Annotated in this window: 19 protein-coding genes; 2 read left to right on the plus strand and 17 right to left on the minus strand. The window is 72.7% G+C overall.

The window, feature by feature from the left end:
* Positions 1 to 278 precede the first annotated feature (278 nt).
* Positions 279 to 767 carry a transcriptional regulator BldD gene (gene bldD, locus AB0C03_RS20745; protein WP_007458348.1) on the plus strand — a complete coding sequence of 163 codons (489 nt, stop codon included), beginning with the start codon at positions 279 to 281 and terminating at the stop codon, positions 765 to 767.
* Positions 768 to 842: 75 nt separating this feature from the next.
* On the opposite strand, the gene nusB is transcribed toward bldD, so the two are convergent.
* The 5 genes from nusB to AB0C03_RS20770 form a co-directional block, all read right to left on the minus strand.
* Positions 843 to 1,253, minus strand: a complete 411-nt coding sequence (gene nusB, locus AB0C03_RS20750; RefSeq protein WP_184188983.1) for a transcription antitermination factor NusB — start codon at positions 1,251 to 1,253, stop codon at positions 843 to 845.
* Positions 1,254 to 1,276: 23 nt separating this feature from the next.
* Entirely contained in the window at positions 1,277 to 1,834 is a 558-nt protein-coding gene (gene efp / locus AB0C03_RS20755; protein ID WP_007458344.1) for an elongation factor P, read from the minus strand.
* Between the two features lie 98 nt (positions 1,835 to 1,932).
* Positions 1,933 to 2,358, minus strand: a complete 426-nt coding sequence (aroQ, locus tag AB0C03_RS20760; RefSeq protein WP_279518556.1) for a type II 3-dehydroquinate dehydratase — start codon at positions 2,356 to 2,358, stop codon at positions 1,933 to 1,935.
* Positions 2,359 to 2,413: 55 nt separating this feature from the next.
* Positions 2,414 to 3,493: a 3-dehydroquinate synthase gene (gene aroB / locus AB0C03_RS20765; RefSeq protein WP_030335642.1), complete on the minus strand. Its 1,080-nt coding sequence runs from the start codon at positions 3,491 to 3,493 to the stop codon at positions 2,414 to 2,416.
* A 10-nt stretch (positions 3,494 to 3,503) separates the two neighbouring features.
* Positions 3,504 to 4,502: a helix-turn-helix transcriptional regulator gene (locus AB0C03_RS20770; protein ID WP_030335640.1), complete on the minus strand. Its 999-nt coding sequence runs from the start codon at positions 4,500 to 4,502 to the stop codon at positions 3,504 to 3,506.
* 79 nt (positions 4,503 to 4,581) lie between these two features.
* Between AB0C03_RS20770 and AB0C03_RS20775 the strand changes: the two genes are divergently transcribed.
* Complete coding sequence (locus tag AB0C03_RS20775) at positions 4,582 to 5,310, plus strand: alpha/beta fold hydrolase (RefSeq protein ID WP_030335638.1); 729 nt, start codon at positions 4,582 to 4,584, stop codon at positions 5,308 to 5,310.
* A 123-nt stretch (positions 5,311 to 5,433) separates the two neighbouring features.
* Here the strand turns inward: AB0C03_RS20775 and AB0C03_RS20780 are convergent, their stop codons facing one another.
* From AB0C03_RS20780 to AB0C03_RS20835, 12 genes are all read right to left on the minus strand, one after another.
* Positions 5,434 to 5,937, minus strand: a complete 504-nt coding sequence (locus tag AB0C03_RS20780) for a shikimate kinase (protein ID WP_030335636.1) — start codon at positions 5,935 to 5,937, stop codon at positions 5,434 to 5,436.
* Complete coding sequence (aroC, locus tag AB0C03_RS20785; RefSeq protein ID WP_030335634.1) at positions 5,937 to 7,115, minus strand: chorismate synthase; 1,179 nt, start codon at positions 7,113 to 7,115, stop codon at positions 5,937 to 5,939. The genes AB0C03_RS20780 and aroC overlap by 1 nt, the downstream gene beginning before the upstream one ends.
* Before the next feature lie 117 nt (positions 7,116 to 7,232).
* Entirely contained in the window at positions 7,233 to 8,156 is a 924-nt protein-coding gene (locus AB0C03_RS20790) for a glycosyltransferase family 2 protein (RefSeq protein ID WP_030335631.1), read from the minus strand.
* On the minus strand, positions 8,153 to 8,821 hold the full coding sequence (locus AB0C03_RS20795; protein WP_051708748.1) for a glycosyltransferase: 669 nt from the start codon (positions 8,819 to 8,821) through the stop codon (positions 8,153 to 8,155). Before AB0C03_RS20795 ends, AB0C03_RS20790 begins: the two co-directional genes overlap by 4 nt.
* Positions 8,818 to 9,297, minus strand: a complete 480-nt coding sequence (locus tag AB0C03_RS20800; protein ID WP_030335627.1) for a glycosyltransferase family 28 protein — start codon at positions 9,295 to 9,297, stop codon at positions 8,818 to 8,820. Before AB0C03_RS20800 ends, AB0C03_RS20795 begins: the two co-directional genes overlap by 4 nt.
* Positions 9,298 to 9,512: 215 nt before the next feature.
* On the minus strand, positions 9,513 to 10,775 hold the full coding sequence (locus tag AB0C03_RS20805) for a hypothetical protein (RefSeq protein WP_210866553.1): 1,263 nt from the start codon (positions 10,773 to 10,775) through the stop codon (positions 9,513 to 9,515).
* Positions 10,772 to 11,674: a sulfotransferase domain-containing protein gene (locus AB0C03_RS20810; RefSeq protein WP_030335624.1), complete on the minus strand. Its 903-nt coding sequence runs from the start codon at positions 11,672 to 11,674 to the stop codon at positions 10,772 to 10,774. Before AB0C03_RS20810 ends, AB0C03_RS20805 begins: the two co-directional genes overlap by 4 nt.
* An 8-nt stretch (positions 11,675 to 11,682) precedes the next feature.
* The gene (locus AB0C03_RS20815) at positions 11,683 to 13,320 is read right to left on the minus strand and encodes a lipopolysaccharide biosynthesis protein (RefSeq protein WP_030335623.1); all 1,638 of its coding nucleotides are present in this window, start codon (positions 13,318 to 13,320) and stop codon (positions 11,683 to 11,685) included.
* Positions 13,317 to 14,609: an O-antigen ligase family protein gene (locus tag AB0C03_RS20820; protein WP_245233722.1), complete on the minus strand. Its 1,293-nt coding sequence runs from the start codon at positions 14,607 to 14,609 to the stop codon at positions 13,317 to 13,319. The genes AB0C03_RS20815 and AB0C03_RS20820 overlap by 4 nt, the downstream gene beginning before the upstream one ends.
* 68 nt (positions 14,610 to 14,677) lie before the next feature.
* Positions 14,678 to 16,276 carry an LPS biosynthesis protein gene (locus AB0C03_RS20825; protein WP_030335620.1) on the minus strand — a complete coding sequence of 533 codons (1,599 nt, stop codon included), beginning with the start codon at positions 16,274 to 16,276 and terminating at the stop codon, positions 14,678 to 14,680.
* On the minus strand, positions 16,269 to 16,784 hold the full coding sequence (locus tag AB0C03_RS20830) for an acyltransferase (protein WP_245233720.1): 516 nt from the start codon (positions 16,782 to 16,784) through the stop codon (positions 16,269 to 16,271). The genes AB0C03_RS20825 and AB0C03_RS20830 overlap by 8 nt, the downstream gene beginning before the upstream one ends.
* Positions 16,785 to 16,915: 131 nt before the next feature.
* On the minus strand, positions 16,916 to 18,853 hold the full coding sequence (locus AB0C03_RS20835; RefSeq protein ID WP_210857831.1) for a hypothetical protein: 1,938 nt from the start codon (positions 18,851 to 18,853) through the stop codon (positions 16,916 to 16,918).
* Positions 18,854 to 18,968: the final 115 nt, after the last annotated feature.

Here is an 18,968-nt window from a genome sequence, read left to right on the forward strand (position 1 = left end):
CTTCCCCGCCTCACGGGACGGGTCGTTAAAGGATGTCGGGCACCTCCGGCCGGACCGCTGAGCAGACCTGGACCGGGGCTCCCGCCACGTTACCAGTGGTCACCGGGCCGATGGACGGCGGCTGCTGACCACCGGGTCAGGCGTGGGAAAAGGGGATAACTTCCCGGACGCTCCCCAACGGTAGGGTCACGACCACTTGACCACGTGTCGCATTCCCCGTACCGTCACGCTCCGTAGCGATCGACGGGAGAACCCCGAGCAGCACTGGGAGTGTCCGAATGCCCTCTGAATACGCCAAGTCTCTGGGCGCCCGCCTGCGCTCCATCCGCCAGCAGCAGGGTCTCTCCCTGCAGGGTGTGGAGGAGAAGTCGAACGGGCGGTGGAAGGCCGTGGTGGTCGGCTCGTACGAGCGTGGCGACCGGGCCGTGACGGTGTCCCGTCTGGCCGAGCTGGCCGAGTTCTACCGCGTACCCGTCTCGGAGCTGCTGCCTGACGGCAGTGGCGTCCGTCACGAGCCCACCAGCAAGATTGTCCTGGACCTGGAGCGGCTCTACGACGAGGCCTCCGAGGACCTGGCCTACGTGGCCCGCTACGCCCGCGCCATCCAGCAGCAGCGCGGCGACTACAACGGTCGGGTGCTCTCCATCCGCGCCGACGACCTGCGGGCCCTCGCGATCGTCTACGACGCCTCACCGTCGGGTCTGATCGAGCGGCTCACCGAGCACGGCGTGCTGGTGGCCGACCCCCGGGCGTTCTTCGCCTCCTGATCCACCGCTGCACCGAAGGGGCCCGTGCCGGATGGCACGGGCCCCTTCGTGTTGCGGCGTTCGTCGGCGCGACGCTCAGCGGGTGGCGTACTCGGCGATCCGGCCGAGCACCCCGTTGAGGAAGCGCGGCGAATCGTCAGTCGACATCTGCCGGGCCAGTTCCACGGCCTCGCTGATCGCCACCGCGTCGTCGATCTCGTCGACGTAGAGCAACTCGTAGACGGCGATCCGGGCCAGATTGCGGTCGACGACCGGCATCCGCTCCAGCGTCCAACCCTCGGCGTAGCTGGCGATCAGCTCGTCGATCCGGTTGAGGTGCTCGGCGACGCCCTCGACCAGGCCCACCGCGTAGCCCAGATGCTCCGGCCGGGGCTGCTCGATCCGCTGCACGTAGCCGGCGAGCACCTCGACCGGAGGCTTGTCCCGAAGGTCGGCCTCGTAGAGGACATCCAGCGCCCGCTTGCGCGCCTTGCGGCGCGCCGGCATCTGCTGCTTGGCACCCTCAGCCATCAGGCGCGGCCGAGGTAACGGCCGTCGCGGGTGTCGACCTTGATCTTCTCGCCGGTGGTGATGAACAGCGGAACCGGCACGGTGGCGCCGGTCTCCACGGTCGCCGGCTTGGTGCCGCCGGTCGAACGGTCGCCCTGCAGGCCCGGCTCGGTGTAGGTGACCTCCAGCACGACGCTGGTGGGCAGCTCGATGTAGAGCGGCACACCCTCGTGCTGGGCGACGGTCGCCTCCGCCTCGGGAAGCAGGTAGTTGGCTGCCTCACCGACGGTGCCACCGGGCACGGTGATCTGGTCGAAGGTCTCCAGATCCATGAAGACGAAGTCCTCGCCGTCGGCGTACAGGTACTGCATCGTGCGCTTGTCAACGGTCGCGGTCTCGACCTTGGTGCCCGCGTTGAAGGTCTTGTCGACCACCTTCCCGGACAGCACGTTCTTCAGCGTGGTGCGCACGAAGGCACCACCCTTACCGGGCTTGACGTGCTGGAACTCGACGACGGCCCACAGCTCGCCATCCAGGTTGAGTACCAGGCCGTTTTTGAGGTCGTTGGTGGAGGCCATTTCCTGCCTTGATCATCAATTGGCGGACAGACCTGGCAAGTCTACAAGCTGCGTCGAATCGGACCGCCCCGCGTTCGGAGCGCTCAGTCGGTGGGCCCTCAGCGGGTGGCCAGATGGTGCAGGGCGAGGCGATAGCCGTCAATGCCCAAACCGCAGATCACACCGGTCGCCACCGCCGACACCACCGAGTGGTGCCGGAACTCCTCACGGGTGTGGATGTTGGAGATGTGCACCTCCACCAACGGCCCGCGCAGCATCGCGCAGGCGTCCCGCACGGCGTACGAGTAGTGCGACCAGGCGGCCGGGTTGAGCACCACCGCGGCGCCCTCGTCGGCGGCGGTGTGCAGCCAGCCGAGCAGTTCGTGCTCGGCGTCGGTCTGCCGGACCGTCACCGTCAGCCCCAGCTCCCGACCGGTGGTCTCGCAGAGCGCCACCAGGTCGGCGTAGGTGGTCGCGCCGTACACGTCGGGCTCACGGGTGCCCAGCCGGCCCAGGTTCGGCCCGTTCAGCACGTAGACCCTCACGGTGCCTCCGTCGTTCGCGACTGCGGGGCTCGCAAACCCGGCTCACTCCTCGCGCTCACGGGCTGGCCACCTCCTGGTACGCCGCCGCCAGCAACGCGTCGTCCGGACCCTCCAGCATCGCCGGGCGGGCCAGCCCGTCGAGCACCACGAAGCGCAGCCGACTGCCCCGGGTCTTCTTGTCCACCCGCATCGCGGCCAGTAGCTGCGGCCAGGCGTCGACCGGGTAGCTCACCGGCAGGCCCAGCGCGGTCAACGTGACCCGGTGCCGGTCGGCGGTCGGCGCGTCCAGCCGCCCGGCGAGGCGGGCCAGCGTGGCCGCGTACACCAGACCGACGGCGACGGCGTGACCGTGTCGCCAGCGGTAGCCCTCGTGCTGCTCGATGGCGTGGGCCAGGGTGTGGCCGTAGTTGAGCACCTCCCGCAGGCCCGACTCGCGCAGGTCGCCGGCGACCACGTCGGCCTTGACCCGGATCGCCCGTTCGATCAGCTCCCGGCTCACCGCCGCACGCGGGTCGGTGGCGGCCACCGGGTCGGCCTCGACGAGATCCAGGATCGTCGGGTCGGCGATGAACCCGCACTTGACGACCTCGGCCAACCCGGCCGCCAGGTCGACAGCGGGCAGGCTGTCCAGCGTGGCCAGGTCGGCCAGCACCCCGACCGGCGGGTGGAACGCGCCGACCAGGTTCTTGCCGGCGGCCGTGTTGATGCCCGTCTTCCCGCCCACCGCGGCGTCGACCATGCCCAGCAGCGAGGTCGCCACCGGCACCCAGCGCACCCCCCGCAACCAGCAGGCCGCGACGAAGCCGGCCAGGTCGGTGACCGCGCCGCCGCCCACCCCGACCACCGCGTCGGTACGGGTGAAGCCCGCCGCTCCCAGCCGGTCCCAGCAGGCGGAGGCCACGTCGATGTGTTTGCCCGACTCGGCGTCGGGGACCTCGATCGGCAGCGGCTCGACGCCGGCGGCGCGCAGCCGCTCGCCGAGCGCGTCCGCGAGGGCCTTGAGCGGAGGCGCGTGCAGCACCGCCACCCGCGTCGCGCCGGGCAGCAGGCCAGGCAGCGCGCCCAGCAGGTCACGTCCCACCAAGACGTCGTACGGCCGCTCGCCGCCGACCGGAATCCGGGTCACCTCGTCCATCGCCGGCAGCCTAGTCCAGTGGGCGGCGCGGCGACGGCGCCTGTCCACCTGCTGGCCGGGCCGCCCAGTCGGCCAACCGGCGGGCGTGCTCGGCCACCGCGACGCGCAGCGCGTCGGGACGCCGCACGGTGAACGGACAGCCCAGCCCGGCGAGCAGCGCGGCCATCCCGGGCAGGCTCTCCGCCCGGGCCCGCAGCAGCACCCCGTCGGTGGTGACGGTCAACTCGGCCACGCTGGGCGGGATCCGGCGGCGGGCGGCCACCAGGTCGGTCTCCAGCACCACCTCGACCTCGTGCGGGTACGGCACCCCGGCCAGCGACCGGGTCACAAAGGCCACCGCCTCGAAACCGTCCGGCACGGTGAACGTCGCCAGGCCGGGCGTCACCGCGCCGATCCGGTCCAGCCGGAAGGTCCGGACCTCCCCGCGCCGGTGATCGTGGCCGGTGACGTACCAGCGGCCGGCGTGGAAGACCAACCCGTACGGGTCGAGCTCGCGGTGCGATCGTTCGCCCCGCCAGGAGCGGTAGTCCAGCGCCACCCGCTGCCGGTGCCGGGCGGCCGAGGCCAGCGCGAGCAGGGTGCCCGACGCCGGTCCGCGTTCCGCTTCCGGGCGACGCAGGGTGAAGCCCAGATGCTCCTGGACGGCAGCGAGCCGGTCGGCGAGCGCCGCCGGCAGCACCCGGCGGATCTTCGCCAGCGCGCTGGCGGTGGCGGGCTGCTCGGTGGCGAGCCCGACCCGTTCGGCGACGACGAGACCGAGCAGCACGGCCACCGCCTCGTCGTCGGTGAGCATCAGCGGCGGCAGCTTGTAGCCGGGGTGCAGCCGATAGCCGCCGTGGCGACCCCGGTCGGCGGTGACGGGGATGCCCAGCTCGACAAGCGTTGTCGCATACCGGCGCACGGTCCGCTCGTCCACGCCGAGCTGGCCGGCGAGGTCGGCGGCGGTCGACCGGTGCCGGCCCTGCAGCAGTTCCAGCAGGGCCAGCACCCGACCTGCGGGATGTGACACGGGCCACTCCTCCAAACCGGGCGGATCCTGTCCGGATTCGATCGTACGGTCTAGCGGTAACCGAGCAAAGGAGCGACAGATGGCGACATTCGTGCTGGTCCCGGGGTTCTGGCTGGGCGCCTGGGCGTGGCGGGACGTGACCGCCGCGCTGCGGTCGCAGGGGCACGAGGTCCACCCGATGACACTGACCGGGCTGGCCGAACGCGACCACCTCGCCGGGCCCCAGGTCAGCCTGGACACGCACACCACCGACATCGTCCGGCTGATCGAGGTCGAGGACCTGCGCGACGTCCTGCTGGTCGGGCACTCCGGCGGCGGGATGCCGGCAGCCCAGGCCGCGGACCGCGTCCCGGACCGGATCGCCCGGGTCGTCTATGTGGAGAGTGGGCCGTTGCCGGACGGCACGGCGCAGTTCGACACGCTGCCGCCGGAGGAGCAGCAGCGGCTGCGCGAGGCGATCGGCACCGGGCACCTGCTGCCGCCGCCCGCCTGGGACCCGGAAGCCGACCCGACCAACCTGGCCGGCCTCGACGAGCCGACGCTCGCGCTGCTGCGCACCCGGGCCACCCCGCAGCCGCTGCGGACCGCCACCGACCCGGTCCGACGCACCGGCGGGCGCTCGGTGCCGACCGCGCTGGTCGCCAGCACCATCCCGCTCGACGTGGTGCGGCAGATGATCCGACAGGAGCACCCGTTCTTCACCGAGCTGACCGACGGCCAGCTGCACGGGTTGCCCACCGGGCACTGGCCGATGCTCAGCGAGCCGAAGGCCCTCACCGACATCCTCGACCAGATCGCCCGCAGCTGACCCAGACCCCGCCCCCTGCGCCGATCTTGCACTTCCGGTTGGCGACATGGGCGCCACTGCCCCTTATGCCGGGGCAGAAAGTGCAAGATCGGCGCAAGAGGGGGGCGACGACGACGGGGGGGGTTAGCGCGGGAGCAGGGCGGTGAGCTCGGCGACGACCTCGGCCGGGGTTCGGCCGTCGGTGATCACCGTTTCCGTGGCCACCTCGGCGTAGAGCGGCCGGCGCTGGTCCAGCAGGTGCTTGAGGGTGGCCCGCGGGTTGATCGCCAACAGCGGGCGTCCGGCGCCGAGCCCGACCCGCTTCACCGCGTCGGGCAGCTCGACCGAGAGGTGCACCACCCGGTGCCCGATCAGCGCGGCCCGGGTCTCCTCGGCCAGCACCGCGCCGCCGCCGAGGGCGAGCACTCCGGTGCCGGCGGCCAGCGCCGCGGCCACGGCGGCCCGTTCCAGGGTACGGAAGTGCGCCTCACCCTCGTCGATGAAGATCTCCGGGATCGGCTTACCGGCCATCTGCTCGATGTCGATGTCGGTGTCCCGGAACTCCACGCCGAGCGTCGCGGCGAGCGCCCGCCCGACGGTGGTCTTGCCGCAACCGGGCGCGCCGACCAGCACGACCACCGGTGCCATCAGCGGATGACCAGCGCGTCGAGGTAACCGGCCACGTTGCGGCGGATCTCGGTGACCGAGTCACCGCCGAACTTCTCGGTGGCCGCCTCGGCGAGCACCAGCGCCACCATCGCCTCGGCGACCACCGCCGCGGCGGGCACCGCGCACACGTCGGAGCGCTGGTTGATGGCGGTGGCCGGCTCGCCGGTGGCGACGTCCACGGTGGCCAGCGCCCGGTTCAGCGAGGAGATCGGCTTCATCGCGGCGCGGACCCGCAGCGGCTCACCGGTGGTGATGCCGCCCTCCAGCCCGCCGGCCCGGTCGGTGACCCGGCGCACGCCGGTCGCCGACGGGATGATCTCGTCGTGCGCCTCCGAGCCACGGGATCGGGCCTGCTGCCAGCCGTCACCGATCTCCACACCCTTGATCGCCTGAATGGACATCAGCGCGGTGGCCAGCCGGGCGTCGAGCTTGCGGTCCCACTGCACGTGGCTGCCCAACCCCGGCGGCACCCCGTACGCCAGCACCTCGACCACGCCACCGAGGGTGTCGGCGGCCTTCTTCGCGGCGTCGACCTCGGCGACCATCAGGGCGCTGGCCTCCGGGTCGAGGCAGCGCAGCGGGTCGGCGTCGATCCGGGCGGTGTCCGACGGAGTGGGGCGCAGCCCCGGCTTCGCGGCCACCGGGCCCAACTCGACGACGTGCGAGACGATCTCGATGCCGAGCGCCTGCCGGATCAGCGCCTTCGCGACAGTGCCGACCGCCACCCGGGCGGCCGTCTCCCGGGCGCTGGCGCGCTCCAGGATCGGCCGGGCGTCGGTGTGGCCGTACTTCTGCATGCCGGCCAGGTCCGCGTGGCCCGGCCGGGGGCGGGTCAGCGGGGCGTTGCGCGCCTGGCGGGCCAGCTCGTCCGGGTCGACCGGGTCGGCGGCCATCACGGTCTGCCACTTCGGCCACTCGGAGTTGCCGACCCGGATCGCCACCGGGCTGCCCAGGGTGACGCCGTGCCGCAGGCCGCCGAGCAGCTCGACCTCGTCCCGCTCGAACGACATCCGGGCACCCCGGCCGTAACCCAGCCGGCGACGGGCCAGCTCGTCGGCGATCTCGGTGGTGGTCACCTCGATGCCGGCCGGCACCCCCTCCAGCATCGCGACGAGGGCGGGACCGTGCGATTCACCTGCAGTCAGCCAACGCAACACAGCGGTCAGTCTGTCACGGCCCGCCACCGGCGCGGCACGCTCCCCGGACCGTCCCGCCCAGCGGACGCCGCCGCCTGTGAGCCGGGCGTCCTGTGCCCCGCACCCGTCGACGGCGGCTCAGATCCCCCGACCGCGCTTGTGCAGGGTGCGTAGCACCGCGTCGGCCCGGACCACCCGACCGGCGACGGCGAGGGCCAGGTAGGCGCGCGGCTCCCGGGGGTTGCTGCGCAGGGTGCGCCGGGCCCAGCGCAGCGCGCCCCGGCGGTCGCCGGCGGCGGCCTGGGCGAACGCGATCTGCCCTGCCACCCGGGCTTCGCCGGCCGGTTGACCGGCGAACTCCGGATAACGCCGCAGCAACCACTGCAACGCCTCCGAGATGGTGTCCCAGCGCTGCGCGAAGTACGAGCGCTTGTGCCAGCGGACCAGCACCGACGGCGTCCGCAGGTTGATCAGCGGCGCGCTGCGCGCGGCCCGCAGCAGGAACTCGTAGTCCTCCGCGTAGCTGCCCGGAATCTCCTCGTCGACCAGCCCGAACCCGTCGCGCAGCGCGGTGGCGCGGATCAGGAAGGTCGACGGGTGCAGCTCCGTCATCCGGTCGCGCAACAGGTCGTCCAGGGTGATCCGGTCCTTGTCGAGCACCCGGTCGACGGTGTGCCCGTCATAGGTGACCCGGATGCCGCAGCAGACGAACTCGGCGGCCGGATCACCGGCCAACGCGTCGACCTGGGCGGCCAGCTTGCCGGGCAGCCACTCGTCGTCGTCGTCGCAGAACGCGACCAGCTCACCCTCGGCCGCGAGGGTGCCGCTGTTGCGCGCCCCGGCCAACCCGGCGGTACGGGTGTTGCTGATCACGCGTACCACGCGGGTCGGGTCGCTGCCCAGCGCTGTCAACGACTCGTCGGGCGCGGACTGGTCGAACACCACCACGACCTCGATCGGGCCCGGGTAGTCCTGCGCCAGGATCGCGCGCACCGCCGCCCGCAGCAGCTCGGGGCGGTCCCGGGTGGGCACCACGACGCTGACGCTCGGCTGCTGGGTCATCGAATCTCCTCCGTACCCGGACGCGGCCGGGACCAGGCCCGCCACCGGGGTGGGCGCGGGGTCGAACGGGCCACCAGGTCGTCGATGATCTGCCCGACCCGGGCCACCGCCGCCCGTTGTGCCTCGTGTGCCTGCGGGTCGGCGGCCACCGCGTACCGGGATGGGTCGGCCACCCCTGCGGTCAGCGCGTCGTGCAGCGCCTCCCGGGTCTCGCAGAGCGCCACCAGCCCGGCGGCGCCGAGCCGGCGGGCGAAGAGAAGCTGATGGTTGTCGACGTGCTCACCGCGAGCCGGGTCGCGGGGCACCACGATGGGCAGGTGGCCGTGCCGGCGGGCCTCCAGGATGGTCGCCGGGCCACCGTGGCAGACCACCAGGTGCGCGTCGCTCATCGCCTGTTGCAACGCGTCGTGACCGAGGAACGCCACCGCGCCGGGCACCTGGGGCGCGCGGGTGTGCCCGTGCTGGACGGTCAGCCCGATCGGGACGGCGGCCTGCGTGTGCCACTGCGCCAGCCAGTCCACGAGCCGGTCGAACTGGTGCTTGTCGGTGCCCACCGCCACCAGCAGTCGCAGCTGGGCGACCGCCGAGCTGTCGCGCTGGCGCGGCAGGCGGGCCGCCTCGGTGCTCGGTTGCGGACGCCAGGCGGTGCCCGTCTCCCCCGTCACAGCAGCGTCCCGACGACTGTCGCCTCGGGGTACTGCCGGCGCTGCTCGTCCCACTGCACGAGCATCGCGGACAGGAACGGCCGGCAGAGCCGGGCGGTGAGCGTCGGGGTGTCGATCCGGTCGTACACCTCGATGTAGACGGTCGGGATGCGCCGCAACCGGGCCAGCACCACGAACGGCACCGCCACCCCGGCGCCGGTGGTGACCACGGCGGCGACCCGTCGCGCCCGCAGCACACGCCAGGCCAGCAGCGCGTTGCGCAGCAGGTTCGGCACGTTGCGGGTGGTCGGGTGGTGTGCCGGCACCAGGTCCTCGCCGGCCAGCAGCGACACCGCCTCCGGGGTGTCGAAGGTGACCCAGCAGCGCCGCCACCGTTCGTACCAGGGCCGCAAGGCCAGTAGTTGGGCCAGGTGCCCGCCGCTGGAGCCGACCAGCAGCAGCACCGGTGCCCCACTGTCGTCGTTGTTCGTGTCCACGCGACTCCCCACAAGTTCGCTTGGAATTTCAGTTCACGCCAGGCAGAAGCAGATCACACGATCCCCGGTCGTTGAATAGAGCGACCGGCCGAGATGACGATCTCCGCAGCAGGTGGTGCGGGCGCACCGAACGTCCGAGGTCCATCGATCGTCATGACCACCTGCGATTTTGTCGTTACTCTGCGGCGTGCCTGCGGCGCCGCGATTCCTCCCGATCAGCCGCTATGTCTTTTCTCGATGACGTCCAACAGTGCGGGATGCAGTGCGGCGTTCCAGCCCGCGCCCGCGTCGGCCAGCCGCCAGGTCCGCAACCACATCTCCACCAGGTACGCGTCGGCGACGAGCCGGCGCTGCGCCGCGTCGAGACCGAGCCGCTCACCGTGCCGGCTCAGATACCCGTCGACGGCCGACGCGGCGACCTCCGCCGGCTCCCCCCGCAGCACGAGCGCGCGCTGGAACGCGTCGTGCGCCAGATCGAAGCCGACCGGCACGTCCGGCCCGCTGTGCTCCCAGTCCCAGGCGACCAACCGGCCGGCGTGCCAGCCCAGGTTCCACGGCACCCAGTCGCCGTGCCAGTGACCGAACTCGACACTGGTGTCGCCGTGCCGGCGGGCCAGCGCGCAGACCGCGGCGACCGCCCGCGCACCGCCCGGCTCGGTCGCCGCGGCCCGGCCGGCCTGATCGCCCAGCCGGTGCAGGAAGGCCGAGTCGAGCAGCGGACGAGGGGTGCCTGCCGGGCCGCCGCGCCGGGCGACGGCGAGCAGCGCGGCGATCCGTGGCGGGTCGTCCACCGGCACACCGCGAACCGCGGGAGGCAACGGCTCGATCACCGCGACCACCTGGCCCGCCCAGGACACCTCGGCGAGCAGCCTCGGCGGCGTCGGGTGGTCGGCGACGTCGGCCACCGCGGGCAACGCCCGCAGCGCCGCCGCCTCCGCGCTGACCAGCGCGCGGGTCGCGTCATTCCAGCCGATCTTCGCGTAGCCGCGCGGACGCCCGTCGGCGTCGAAGAGCTGCAGGGTGGGCTTGCCGTTCGGGTCGGGTGGGCGGACCCCGAAAGCGGCCAGCAGTGGCGTGTCACCCAGGTCGGCGGAGAGCCGCTCGCTCAGCAGCAGGTCCGCGGCGGGCACCCCGGCCGGCACCGTGACGGTCAACGTCGGGAAGGGCGCGAGCCCCACCCGACCCAACCGGGCCAACCCGCCGAGCACCGCCCGCAGCGCGCGCACCTTCGGTGGCCGCAGGGCGTTGTACGCCAGCAGGGACGCCGCCCCGGCCCGGGGCGCGCCCAACGGCACCAGGAACCGGGCCCGGTCGACCGACGGCACCACCGCGTACCGGGCCACCGCCCGGTGACCGGCCGGCGGGGCGCCCGCCACGGTCAGGCCGACCCGGTCGTCCGGGAAGACCGCGCGGCTCACCCAACCCAGGCCGTCCCCCCGGGAGCGCGGGTCGGTGGCCGGGCCCGCCTGGGTCGTCACGCCGCCCGGTCCGCCCAGTCGAGGTCCAGCCCGAGCCGCTGGCGCAACGCGTCGTTGTACGGCCGGTAGTAGTCGGTCAGCTCAGCGCGGACCGTCGGCTCCAACGGCGCCGAACGCCGATCGTTGTAGACCTTGAAGTTGGGCAGGTCGTACGCCGGCAGACCGAGGAAGTCCAGGGTGCGCCGGTAGGTCGCGCGAGAGTCGCGGTACAGGTCCTCGCTGGGCAGGAAGAGGATCTGCTGCCGGTCGAAGCGCTCCAGCCACGGCTCCAGGTGCTCCAGGTAGCGCCCCCGGGCCCGGTACGTGTACCAGTCGTACGGCTCGCTGAACGACTCCGGTTCGGCGATCAGCCGTTCCCGCTCCCCCGCCGTACGCTCCGGCTCGGCGGCGAGGGCGGCGGCGAAGTCCAGTGGTTCGATGCCGTGGGTGCGGCGTTCCTTCCAGTGCGAGTACGCCCGCTCCACCGGGTCCCTCAGCAGCACGATGAGCTTCACCGTCGGCATCAGCGCGGCGACCCGCTGCGCGGCGAGCGGGTGGAACATGTACAGCGGGGCTGCCTCACCGACCCGGACCGGCCCACCGTGCCGCTTGGCCAGGGCGTCGCGTTGCCGCTCGGTCGGGAAATGCGAGCGGTACCAGGCTTCGCCGCGACCCCAGTGCTCCTCGAAGTAGTGCGCCGACTTGGTGTTCCACGCGGGGAACAGCCGGGGCACCAGCGGATGCTGGATGAGGTAGTTCCACAGCGAGGTGGTGCCGCCCCGTTTGGTCCCGATGATCAGGAAGTCCGGCAGCGGCCGGCGATCGCTGGTGCGAACGCCGTAGTCGACGAGCGACTCCTTCACCCGGGTGGTCACCTGGGTCGGAACCAACTGCTTGACCCGGTCACGCATGGACACCACGACGGACCTCACCTGCCTCTCGTCGATGCCGGGGCGGGTCCGGCGGCCGCGGCCGCGTCGTTCCCTCCACGGATCTGCCTCATGGTCCCCCGGATACCGGCGCGTACCCGGGGCAACGTCAACATGCCGACGCAGCCGGCCAGCAGCACCGCCAGCGCCACCGCGAGGCCGGGCAGACCGCGACCGCCCACCAGTGCGCCGACGCCGGCGGCCAGACCCACACCGGCGACGGTGGCCACCGCGGCACGCACCATCGCGGCGTCGAACAGTGGCTCCCGAACCACCGACCCGGCGAACCCGGCGGCGGTGAGGTTCTCGGTGGCGATCCCGGCCGCCCAGGCCACCGCCGCGCCCGTCGCGCCGTACAAGGGGATCAGCCAGAGACCCAGCGACACGGTCACCGTCAACCCGGCCACGGCGGCGACCAGGTGCAGGCCGCTGCGCCCGCCCATCAGCAGCAGGCTCTGCACGTTGCCCACTCCGGTGTTGACCAGCATCGCCAGCGCGAGCACCGTCATCGCCGGCACACCGGCGGTGAACTCCGGCCCGAACAGCTGGAGGAAGGCCAACGCGAAGACCGCCAGCAGCAGGTACACCGGCCAGGACAACACCAGGCCCCAGGTGGTCAGCTGCCGGTGCACGGCCGCCGCGGCGGCCCGCTCGCCCCGCCCGAGCAGTCGGGACAACTGCGGGGACACCGCCACCCGCAGCCCCTGCATGGCCAACTGACCGGCCAGCACGTACCGGCCGACGGCCCCGAACACGCCGGCGTCCGCCGGCCCGGCCAGCGCCGAGGTGAGCAGCACCCCCACCCACATGCTGCCGGCGTCGATGGCCGCCGAGGCGGCCCGGGGCAGCGCGAAGCGCCAGAACGTCGACCAGTCGGCGCGGCGTGGACGCAGCGTCGCCCCCCGGCCCAGCCCGAGCGGGCCGGCGACGAGGGTGAGGCAGACCAGCAGCGCCAACGCCGCCGGCACCAACCAGCCGGTCATGCCGGCGAGCAGACCACCACCGGCCAGCGCGGCGGCGCCGACCAGCACCGGGCGGGCGACCGGCAGCAGCAGGAACTGCACCCCGACGTACGCCCGGATGGGCCGTACGCAGCGCAGCGCCGCCAGCAGCAAAGTCATCGCCACCACCACCGGCACCGCGGCGAACGTGACGGTGAGCAGTGTGTCGCCGCTCGCGCCGGAGCCCTCCAGCAGCCGGGGCGCGAGCGCGTCGGCGGCCAGCACGCCCACACCGGCCACCAGGAGCCCGGCCAGCAGGGGCGGGATCAGCGCCACCGGGAGGATCCGGGCCGCGTCACCGCGCACACCGGCGGTGCGCCGGGGCAGCGCCCACATCAGACCGGTCTCCGCGCCGAGGGTGCAGATCGCGGTGGCCACGGTGACGACACCGATCGCGGCGAAGAACGCGCCCGCGCCGGCCGTGCCGTACCCCCGGGTGATCACGACGGCCAGCACGAACCCGAACAACCCGCTGGTGGCCGCGCCCAGCAGGCCGGCCACCCCGCTGCGCGCGCTGCGGCGGGTCTCGGCCGCGCCGACGTCCCCGGCGGGCGACGGTGTGGCCTGGTCCTGGGCGGGGCCGGACGGCGGCCGGCCCTCGTCGGCACCGGCCGGTGGTCGGGTGGCGGCGGTCATGCGGGCACCGTCACGGTGCGCGGGGCCGCCGGCGACGCCCCGACCAGCCGGGTCAGCCGTTCGCGTTCGGTCAACGCCATCGCGAAGGCGACGGCGAAGAACGCGACCGCCAGGTTCTGGTTCGCCATGCCGTAGAACGGGATCTGCACGAGGCAGACCACCGGCACCACCGCCAACCACTGCCCGGCCGCCGATTTCGCCCGCGCGCAGATCACCGCGGCGGCCACGAACCACGCCAGGAAGCAGAGAAGCGCGGGTACGCCATGGCTGAACAGCACCATCCACAACTGCCCCTGGGTGCCGATCGGCGCGGCCGCCGACACGGTGTCGACGTTCACCGGAGCGCCGTAGCCCAACCACGGTGACTCCTGCACCCGGCGGATCACCTCGGTGTAGAGCGAGAGCCGGTCGGTGTTGGTGTCACTGGAGTCGACCCGTCTGCTGATCAGCTCGGTGATGGGAATGAACAGTGTGGCCAGCGCGCCGATCACCACCACCCCGACGATCGACGCGGCCACCCGGACGTTGCCGCGCAGGCTGGCCCGCACCCCGAGCACCGCCAGCCCGGCGCCGAGGCTGAGGAACATCGCCCGGTTGAGGGTGAGGAACGCCGGTGCCAGCGACAGCGGCAGCGACGCCAGCAGCGCCCAGCGCAGCAACCCGCGCGGGCGCAGCATGGCGAAGGCCACCACGCACGGCAGGGTCATGGCGTACGCGCTGCCGTAGTTGTTGGTGTACGCGAACGGCGCCGCCGGCCGGTAGATCGGGTTCAGCGAGCGGGCGCTGTACTCAGCCGTGGTGAGGTGCACCATGTCCTGGATGAACGGGGTGCCGGCCACCCCGCCGGGCAGCAGCACCTCCATCGGGGTCGTCATGGCCAGCCGGGGCACCAGCACCCCGAGCCAGCCCAGGGCGACCAGCCCGAACCAGAACGTGCAGAGCGGGGTGAGCACCGCCACCAGGCTGGAGCGTTCCCGGGCGGCGGCGTAGACGTAGACGCCGACCACCAGCGCGGTCAGGTAGAAGGCCAGGCGCAGGGCGAAGGTGAGCAGCGAGGCGGGCGACGACAGTTGGGTGGCGCTGACCACCACGATCGCGAGGAAGAGCAGCCAGATGCCGGCCGCCGGCGGCAGCGGCACCCGCCCCCGGGTGAGCAGCAACGCGAACAGCAGCGCGCCCAGCAGCGGCCAGCCGAGGTAGAACGCGCCGAGCAGCCACCACAGTGGCACCAGGCCGAACATCATCGACAACGGCCAGAGCGGCAGCTGCGGTGGCGCGGACGGCGGCAGCGGCGCGGCCTGCTCCGGAGCGCCTCCGGACGGTGGTTCGGTCGCCGGGGCGCGGGTCACCGACACGCTCAGGCCCGGCCGTTTCGGGTGAGCACGAAGCCCAGCGGGGTGACGCCGGCGGCGCGCAGCCGCTCCACGAGGCGTCGCAGGTCGCTCTGCCGGGTGCGGTCCCGCTCGACGACCACCACCGCGCTGCCCTGCCGGGCGACGGCCACGCCACGCTCGTCGGACTCCGCCGGGGGGGCGTTGAACAGGACCAGACCGTGATCGGCGCCCTGTCGCCAGGTGCCGAACCGGACACTGCCCACTCCCACGGCAACCTCGTCCGGGGCGACGACGCGATTGTTCTCCGGGCGGGCGGACGACACCCGCGGCAAGGTCAGCGTGGCGTCCGGGTCGGTGGACGGGCGGGCGCCGGGCGGGTGCGGGGAGGGTCGACGGGCGGGCGCGCTGTCAGTGGTGGCACCGGCGGCCGGTGTGCTGCCGGCCGGTCGGGGCTTGGGCACCAGCGGCCGGGACGGGTCGATGGGCAGCCGCCCCCGGTCGGCGAGCACGCTGGCCCGCAGCCGCTCGATCCGGCCGCTGTCGTCGGCGACGAAGACCTCCCGGCCGTCGACGGCGAGCGCCACCGCGAGCCCGGCGGTGAGCGCTGTGGCGTCCTCCCGGGCGCTGAGCAGCGCCACCCGGGCGGGCTGCCGGACGCGCTCGGCGACCGCCATCGCCACGTACCGGACGTCGGCGTCGACCGCCCGGGGGCTGCCCCGGAACGCCGGTCGGCGCACGGTGCCGAGCAACGGCAGGCCGGAGGCCTCCCGGCCGTCGGCGACCGAGCGGACCCGCCGGTCGGTCGACTCCCAGAGGTAGGCCAGCACGATGCCGACCAGGGCGCCACCGAGCAGGCCGGCGACCAGGTAGAGCGGCCGGTGCCCGGCGGAGGTGACCAGCGCCTTCTCGGCGGTCTGGGTGACCCAGCCGGGGTTGACGTCGACGGCCGCGATCTCGGTACGGGCGGCGTTGAGCTGGGTGAGCTGGTTGTTGATCCCGGCCAGCTCGGCCACCAGCGCGTCACCGGCGGCGGTGTCCTTGGCGGTGTTCGCCCGCTTCTGCAACGCGGTCTGCTGGCTGACGACCTTGGTGATGCTGGCGTCGTAGGAGCGCAGCATCTCGGCGCGCTGCTGCTCGTACATGGTCCGGCGCACGCTCAGGTAGGCCTCGGCGGCCATGTTGGCGCTCTGCACCGCCCGGTGCGCGTCGCGCGCCTGGTAGGTGAAGCGCAGGATCTGCCCGCCGGTGGGCACCTCGACCTCGAGCGCGTCGCGGATGTCGCGCGGGTCACCGCCGGCCGACTCGGCGAGCCGCTGCACCACCTCGGTGCCGGTGGCGATGCCGCTCTCCACGTTCATGTTGACCGCGCGGTCGGCGCCCGCGCCGCTGGGGGTGAAGGCGTCGGTGACCACCGGTCGAACCGCGACCACCGCGCTCGCGGACAGCGCCGGCGGCACCAGCAGCACGTAGCTGAGCGCGGCGAGCAGACCGACCAGGGCGACCGCCGCCACCAACCGCAACCGGTGCATCGGCACCCGCAGCAGGTCCGTCAGTGTCACGGCCCGGGAGGTACCGGAGGACGGGCCGTCCGTGGGCCAGGGGGCGGGCGCTGCGTCAGTCATGGAACTTCTTCACCGTCTGTTGAGGATTGCCGACGACCACGACGCCGGGTGGTACGTCCGTGCGGACCACCGTCGCCGCGCCGACGACGCTGTCGCGGCCGACCCGCACGCCCTTCAGGACCAGGGCGTGCGCGCCGACCCAGACGTTGTCCTCAAGGACGATCGGGGCCCGGGTGAGCGGGCCCGGCGGTGCGTGCCGCTGTTCGGGAGGCAGGTTGTGGAAGTCGTTGTCGAGCAGCTCGCAGTCCGACAGGAGGCACCGGTCCCCCACCGTCACGGACGTCCAGGTGCCGATCCAGGTGGCGTTGAGCAGACAGTCCGCGCCGACGCGCACCTCGCCGGGGCCGGCGAAGCGGACGAGCTTGTTCAAGCGGGTGCGGTCACCGATGGTCACCCGCACGCCGCGACGCAGCCGGATCCGGCCACGGATCTCCACGTCCCGGCCGAGTGTCAACCGCCGGTAGCGGAGCCGGTACCAGCCGCGTTTGACCGCGAAGACCAGACGCACCGCGCGTCTCGTTCGGATGCCAGCGGCGCCGAGCAACGACCCTCCCCCACGTCGCGGGGCCGGTGGCGGCGGTAGCCGCCACCGGCCCTACGTGAACAATCTACCGATCCTCCGTTACGAACGGTTGACCCTTACTCTACGGAGAAGAACGTCGATGGGGTAGACCAGGACAACTCGGGCGTCGCGGTGCTGACCACGAACCCGGTGGCACCACTGACCACAGCGGCCGGCGCGGCCGTCGGATCGAACGCCACACTGCGCAGGTTGCCATCGGTGGCCCCGTAGACGATCCGGCCGTTCACCCAGGCCATCCCCCGCACACCGGACCAGTTCTGCCCGGTGCTCGGCAGTGTGAACTCGGTGGCGCCGAGGTAGTTACCGTCGATCTCGAAGTAGCGGTAGAAGAGACTGTTCGCCCCGGTACGGGTGTAGTAGAGCCTGCCGTCGAGGAAGAAGGCACCGGTCAGCAACGCCGGGTTGTACCAGTCGTTGTAGCCGGACGCCTCCCACGGCGAGCCGATCGCGCCGCCGTTGAAGAGCGAGACGTCGATCCGGCTACCGGTGGGCGTGCCGGCCACCGTGTGCGACCAGTAGATCCGGTCGTCCACCCGCCACGTCGCACCGGCCGCCGTGTACGCGGGCTGGCTGACAGTGGTCGCGGTGCCCAGCGCGGTGCCGTCGAACGGCACCTTCGCCACAGTGCCCGGGGCGGTGCTCAGGTAGAGGTTGCCGCTGGTGGCCGACGGGGGGTTCTTCGGGGCGATCGTGCGCCCGCCGGCCAGCGGGAACATGCCCAGCCGGCCGTGGTACTCGTCGCCCATGCCGTCGGAGTTGTGCCCGAAGTAGAGGCCGTCCGAACCACGCCACAGCACCGGTACCGACGAACCCCACGCGGTGGTGCCGGCGGGCATCGACGCGCTGCCGCTGCGGCGCGGGTTCCAGTTCACCGGCATGCCGGTCGCCGGAGTGACGGCGGCGATGCCGAGCCGGTCGATCGCCCCGTTGCCGGCGTTGTCGCTGGCGTTCGGGTTGTTCAGCCAGCGGAAGTGCCCGCCCAGGTAGATGATGTTGTCCGCCACCTCCACCGAGGTGATGGTGTCGTTGCCGGTGAAGTCGACCCAGGTGGCGAGCTGGCCACTGCCCCGCGCGGCGGTCTCGAAGCGGACCAGGGCGTCGCAGTAGGCGGACGGCCAGCCCGCGCCGCCGTTGGTGCCGACCACGAACCAACTGCCGTCGCCGCCGAACTTCACGTCCTGCACGTAGTGCACGAAGGTCGCCGGCGAGGCGCACGGCGCGACGAACTTCTCGGTGCTCCAGTCCAGCACCGCGGGCGTCCCGGAGACGTCCACCAACGCCATCTGGTTGCGCGGCAGGCCGTTGACGAGCGTGAAGTTGCCGCCGACGACCAGGGTGTCGCCGTCCGGCGCGACGTCGATGGCCCAGACGTACGACGTGGTGCTGTGCCGCCCCACCGTGGCGTCGATGCTGAAGCTCGGGTCGATCGCGCCGGTGGTCGCGTTGAGCCGGCCGAGACCCACGTGCGCGGTGCCGTTGAGCCAGTTGAACGCACCGGCCACGTACAGCCAGTTGCCGGACAGCGCCAGGTCGCGGACCGTGCCACCGTCGGAACGCCCGACCCAGCTGTCGATGATCGCGCCGGTCGACGGGTTGAGCGCCACCAGGTTCTTGCGGGAGACGCCGTTGACGTTCTTGAAGGCGCCGCCGACGATCAGCGTGCCGCCGGGGCCGGCGATGAGGGTGTTGACCGCGCCGTCGAGCACCGGAAGGAAGGTGGTCGACATGGTGCCGGTGGTCCGGTCGTACGCGAAGAGGTAACGCTGCGTGATCCACGCGGAACTGGCGGTCTGCCGGAGCTGGGTGAAGCTGCCGCCGACGAAGACCGTGTTGCCCACCTGCGCGAAGGCGCGGGTTTCACCGTCCCGGGCGTGCGGGGTCGCGTCGGCGGGGTTCGCCGACACCAGCGTCGCCGTCGTCGGGGCCGGCACCACAGCGGCCGACGCGGTGGTGGGCACGCCCAGAGCTGCGGCGATGATCGCCAACGCGACCATCCCCGCCCGAGTACGACGTCGTCCTGCGGAACGCCACAAGTGCGGAAGTATGGGCACGCTGCGCCTCCAGATTGGATGAGAACCCGAGGTAGCGTGCCTCGTCCAGCCTGGTTAA

Origin of the sequence: Micromonospora parva, assembly GCF_040649675.1 — a bacterium.
Lineage (GTDB): Bacteria > Actinomycetota > Actinomycetes > Mycobacteriales > Micromonosporaceae > Micromonospora > Micromonospora parva.

What these genes read in the sequence shown, in the direction of transcription:
- bldD (WP_007458348.1), top strand. Translation starts at nt 279, where the DNA reads ATGCCCTCTGAATACGCCAAGTCTCTGGGCGCCCGCCTGCGCTCCATC.
- nusB (WP_184188983.1), bottom strand. Translation starts at nt 1,253, where the DNA reads ATGCCGGCGCGCCGCAAGGCGCGCAAGCGGGCGCTGGATGTCCTCTAC.
- efp (WP_007458344.1), bottom strand. Translation starts at nt 1,834, where the DNA reads ATGGCCTCCACCAACGACCTCAAAAACGGCCTGGTACTCAACCTGGAT.
- aroB (WP_030335642.1), bottom strand. Translation starts at nt 3,493, where the DNA reads ATGGACGAGGTGACCCGGATTCCGGTCGGCGGCGAGCGGCCGTACGAC.
- AB0C03_RS20775 (WP_030335638.1), top strand. Translation starts at nt 4,582, where the DNA reads ATGGCGACATTCGTGCTGGTCCCGGGGTTCTGGCTGGGCGCCTGGGCG.
- AB0C03_RS20780 (WP_030335636.1), bottom strand. Translation starts at nt 5,937, where the DNA reads ATGGCACCGGTGGTCGTGCTGGTCGGCGCGCCCGGTTGCGGCAAGACC.
- AB0C03_RS20790 (WP_030335631.1), bottom strand. Translation starts at nt 8,156, where the DNA reads ATGACCCAGCAGCCGAGCGTCAGCGTCGTGGTGCCCACCCGGGACCGC.
- AB0C03_RS20815 (WP_030335623.1), bottom strand. Translation starts at nt 13,320, where the DNA reads ATGACCGCCGCCACCCGACCACCGGCCGGTGCCGACGAGGGCCGGCCG.
- AB0C03_RS20825 (WP_030335620.1), bottom strand. Translation starts at nt 16,276, where the DNA reads ATGACTGACGCAGCGCCCGCCCCCTGGCCCACGGACGGCCCGTCCTCC.
- AB0C03_RS20835 (WP_210857831.1), bottom strand. Translation starts at nt 18,853, where the DNA reads ATGGTCGCGTTGGCGATCATCGCCGCAGCTCTGGGCGTGCCCACCACC.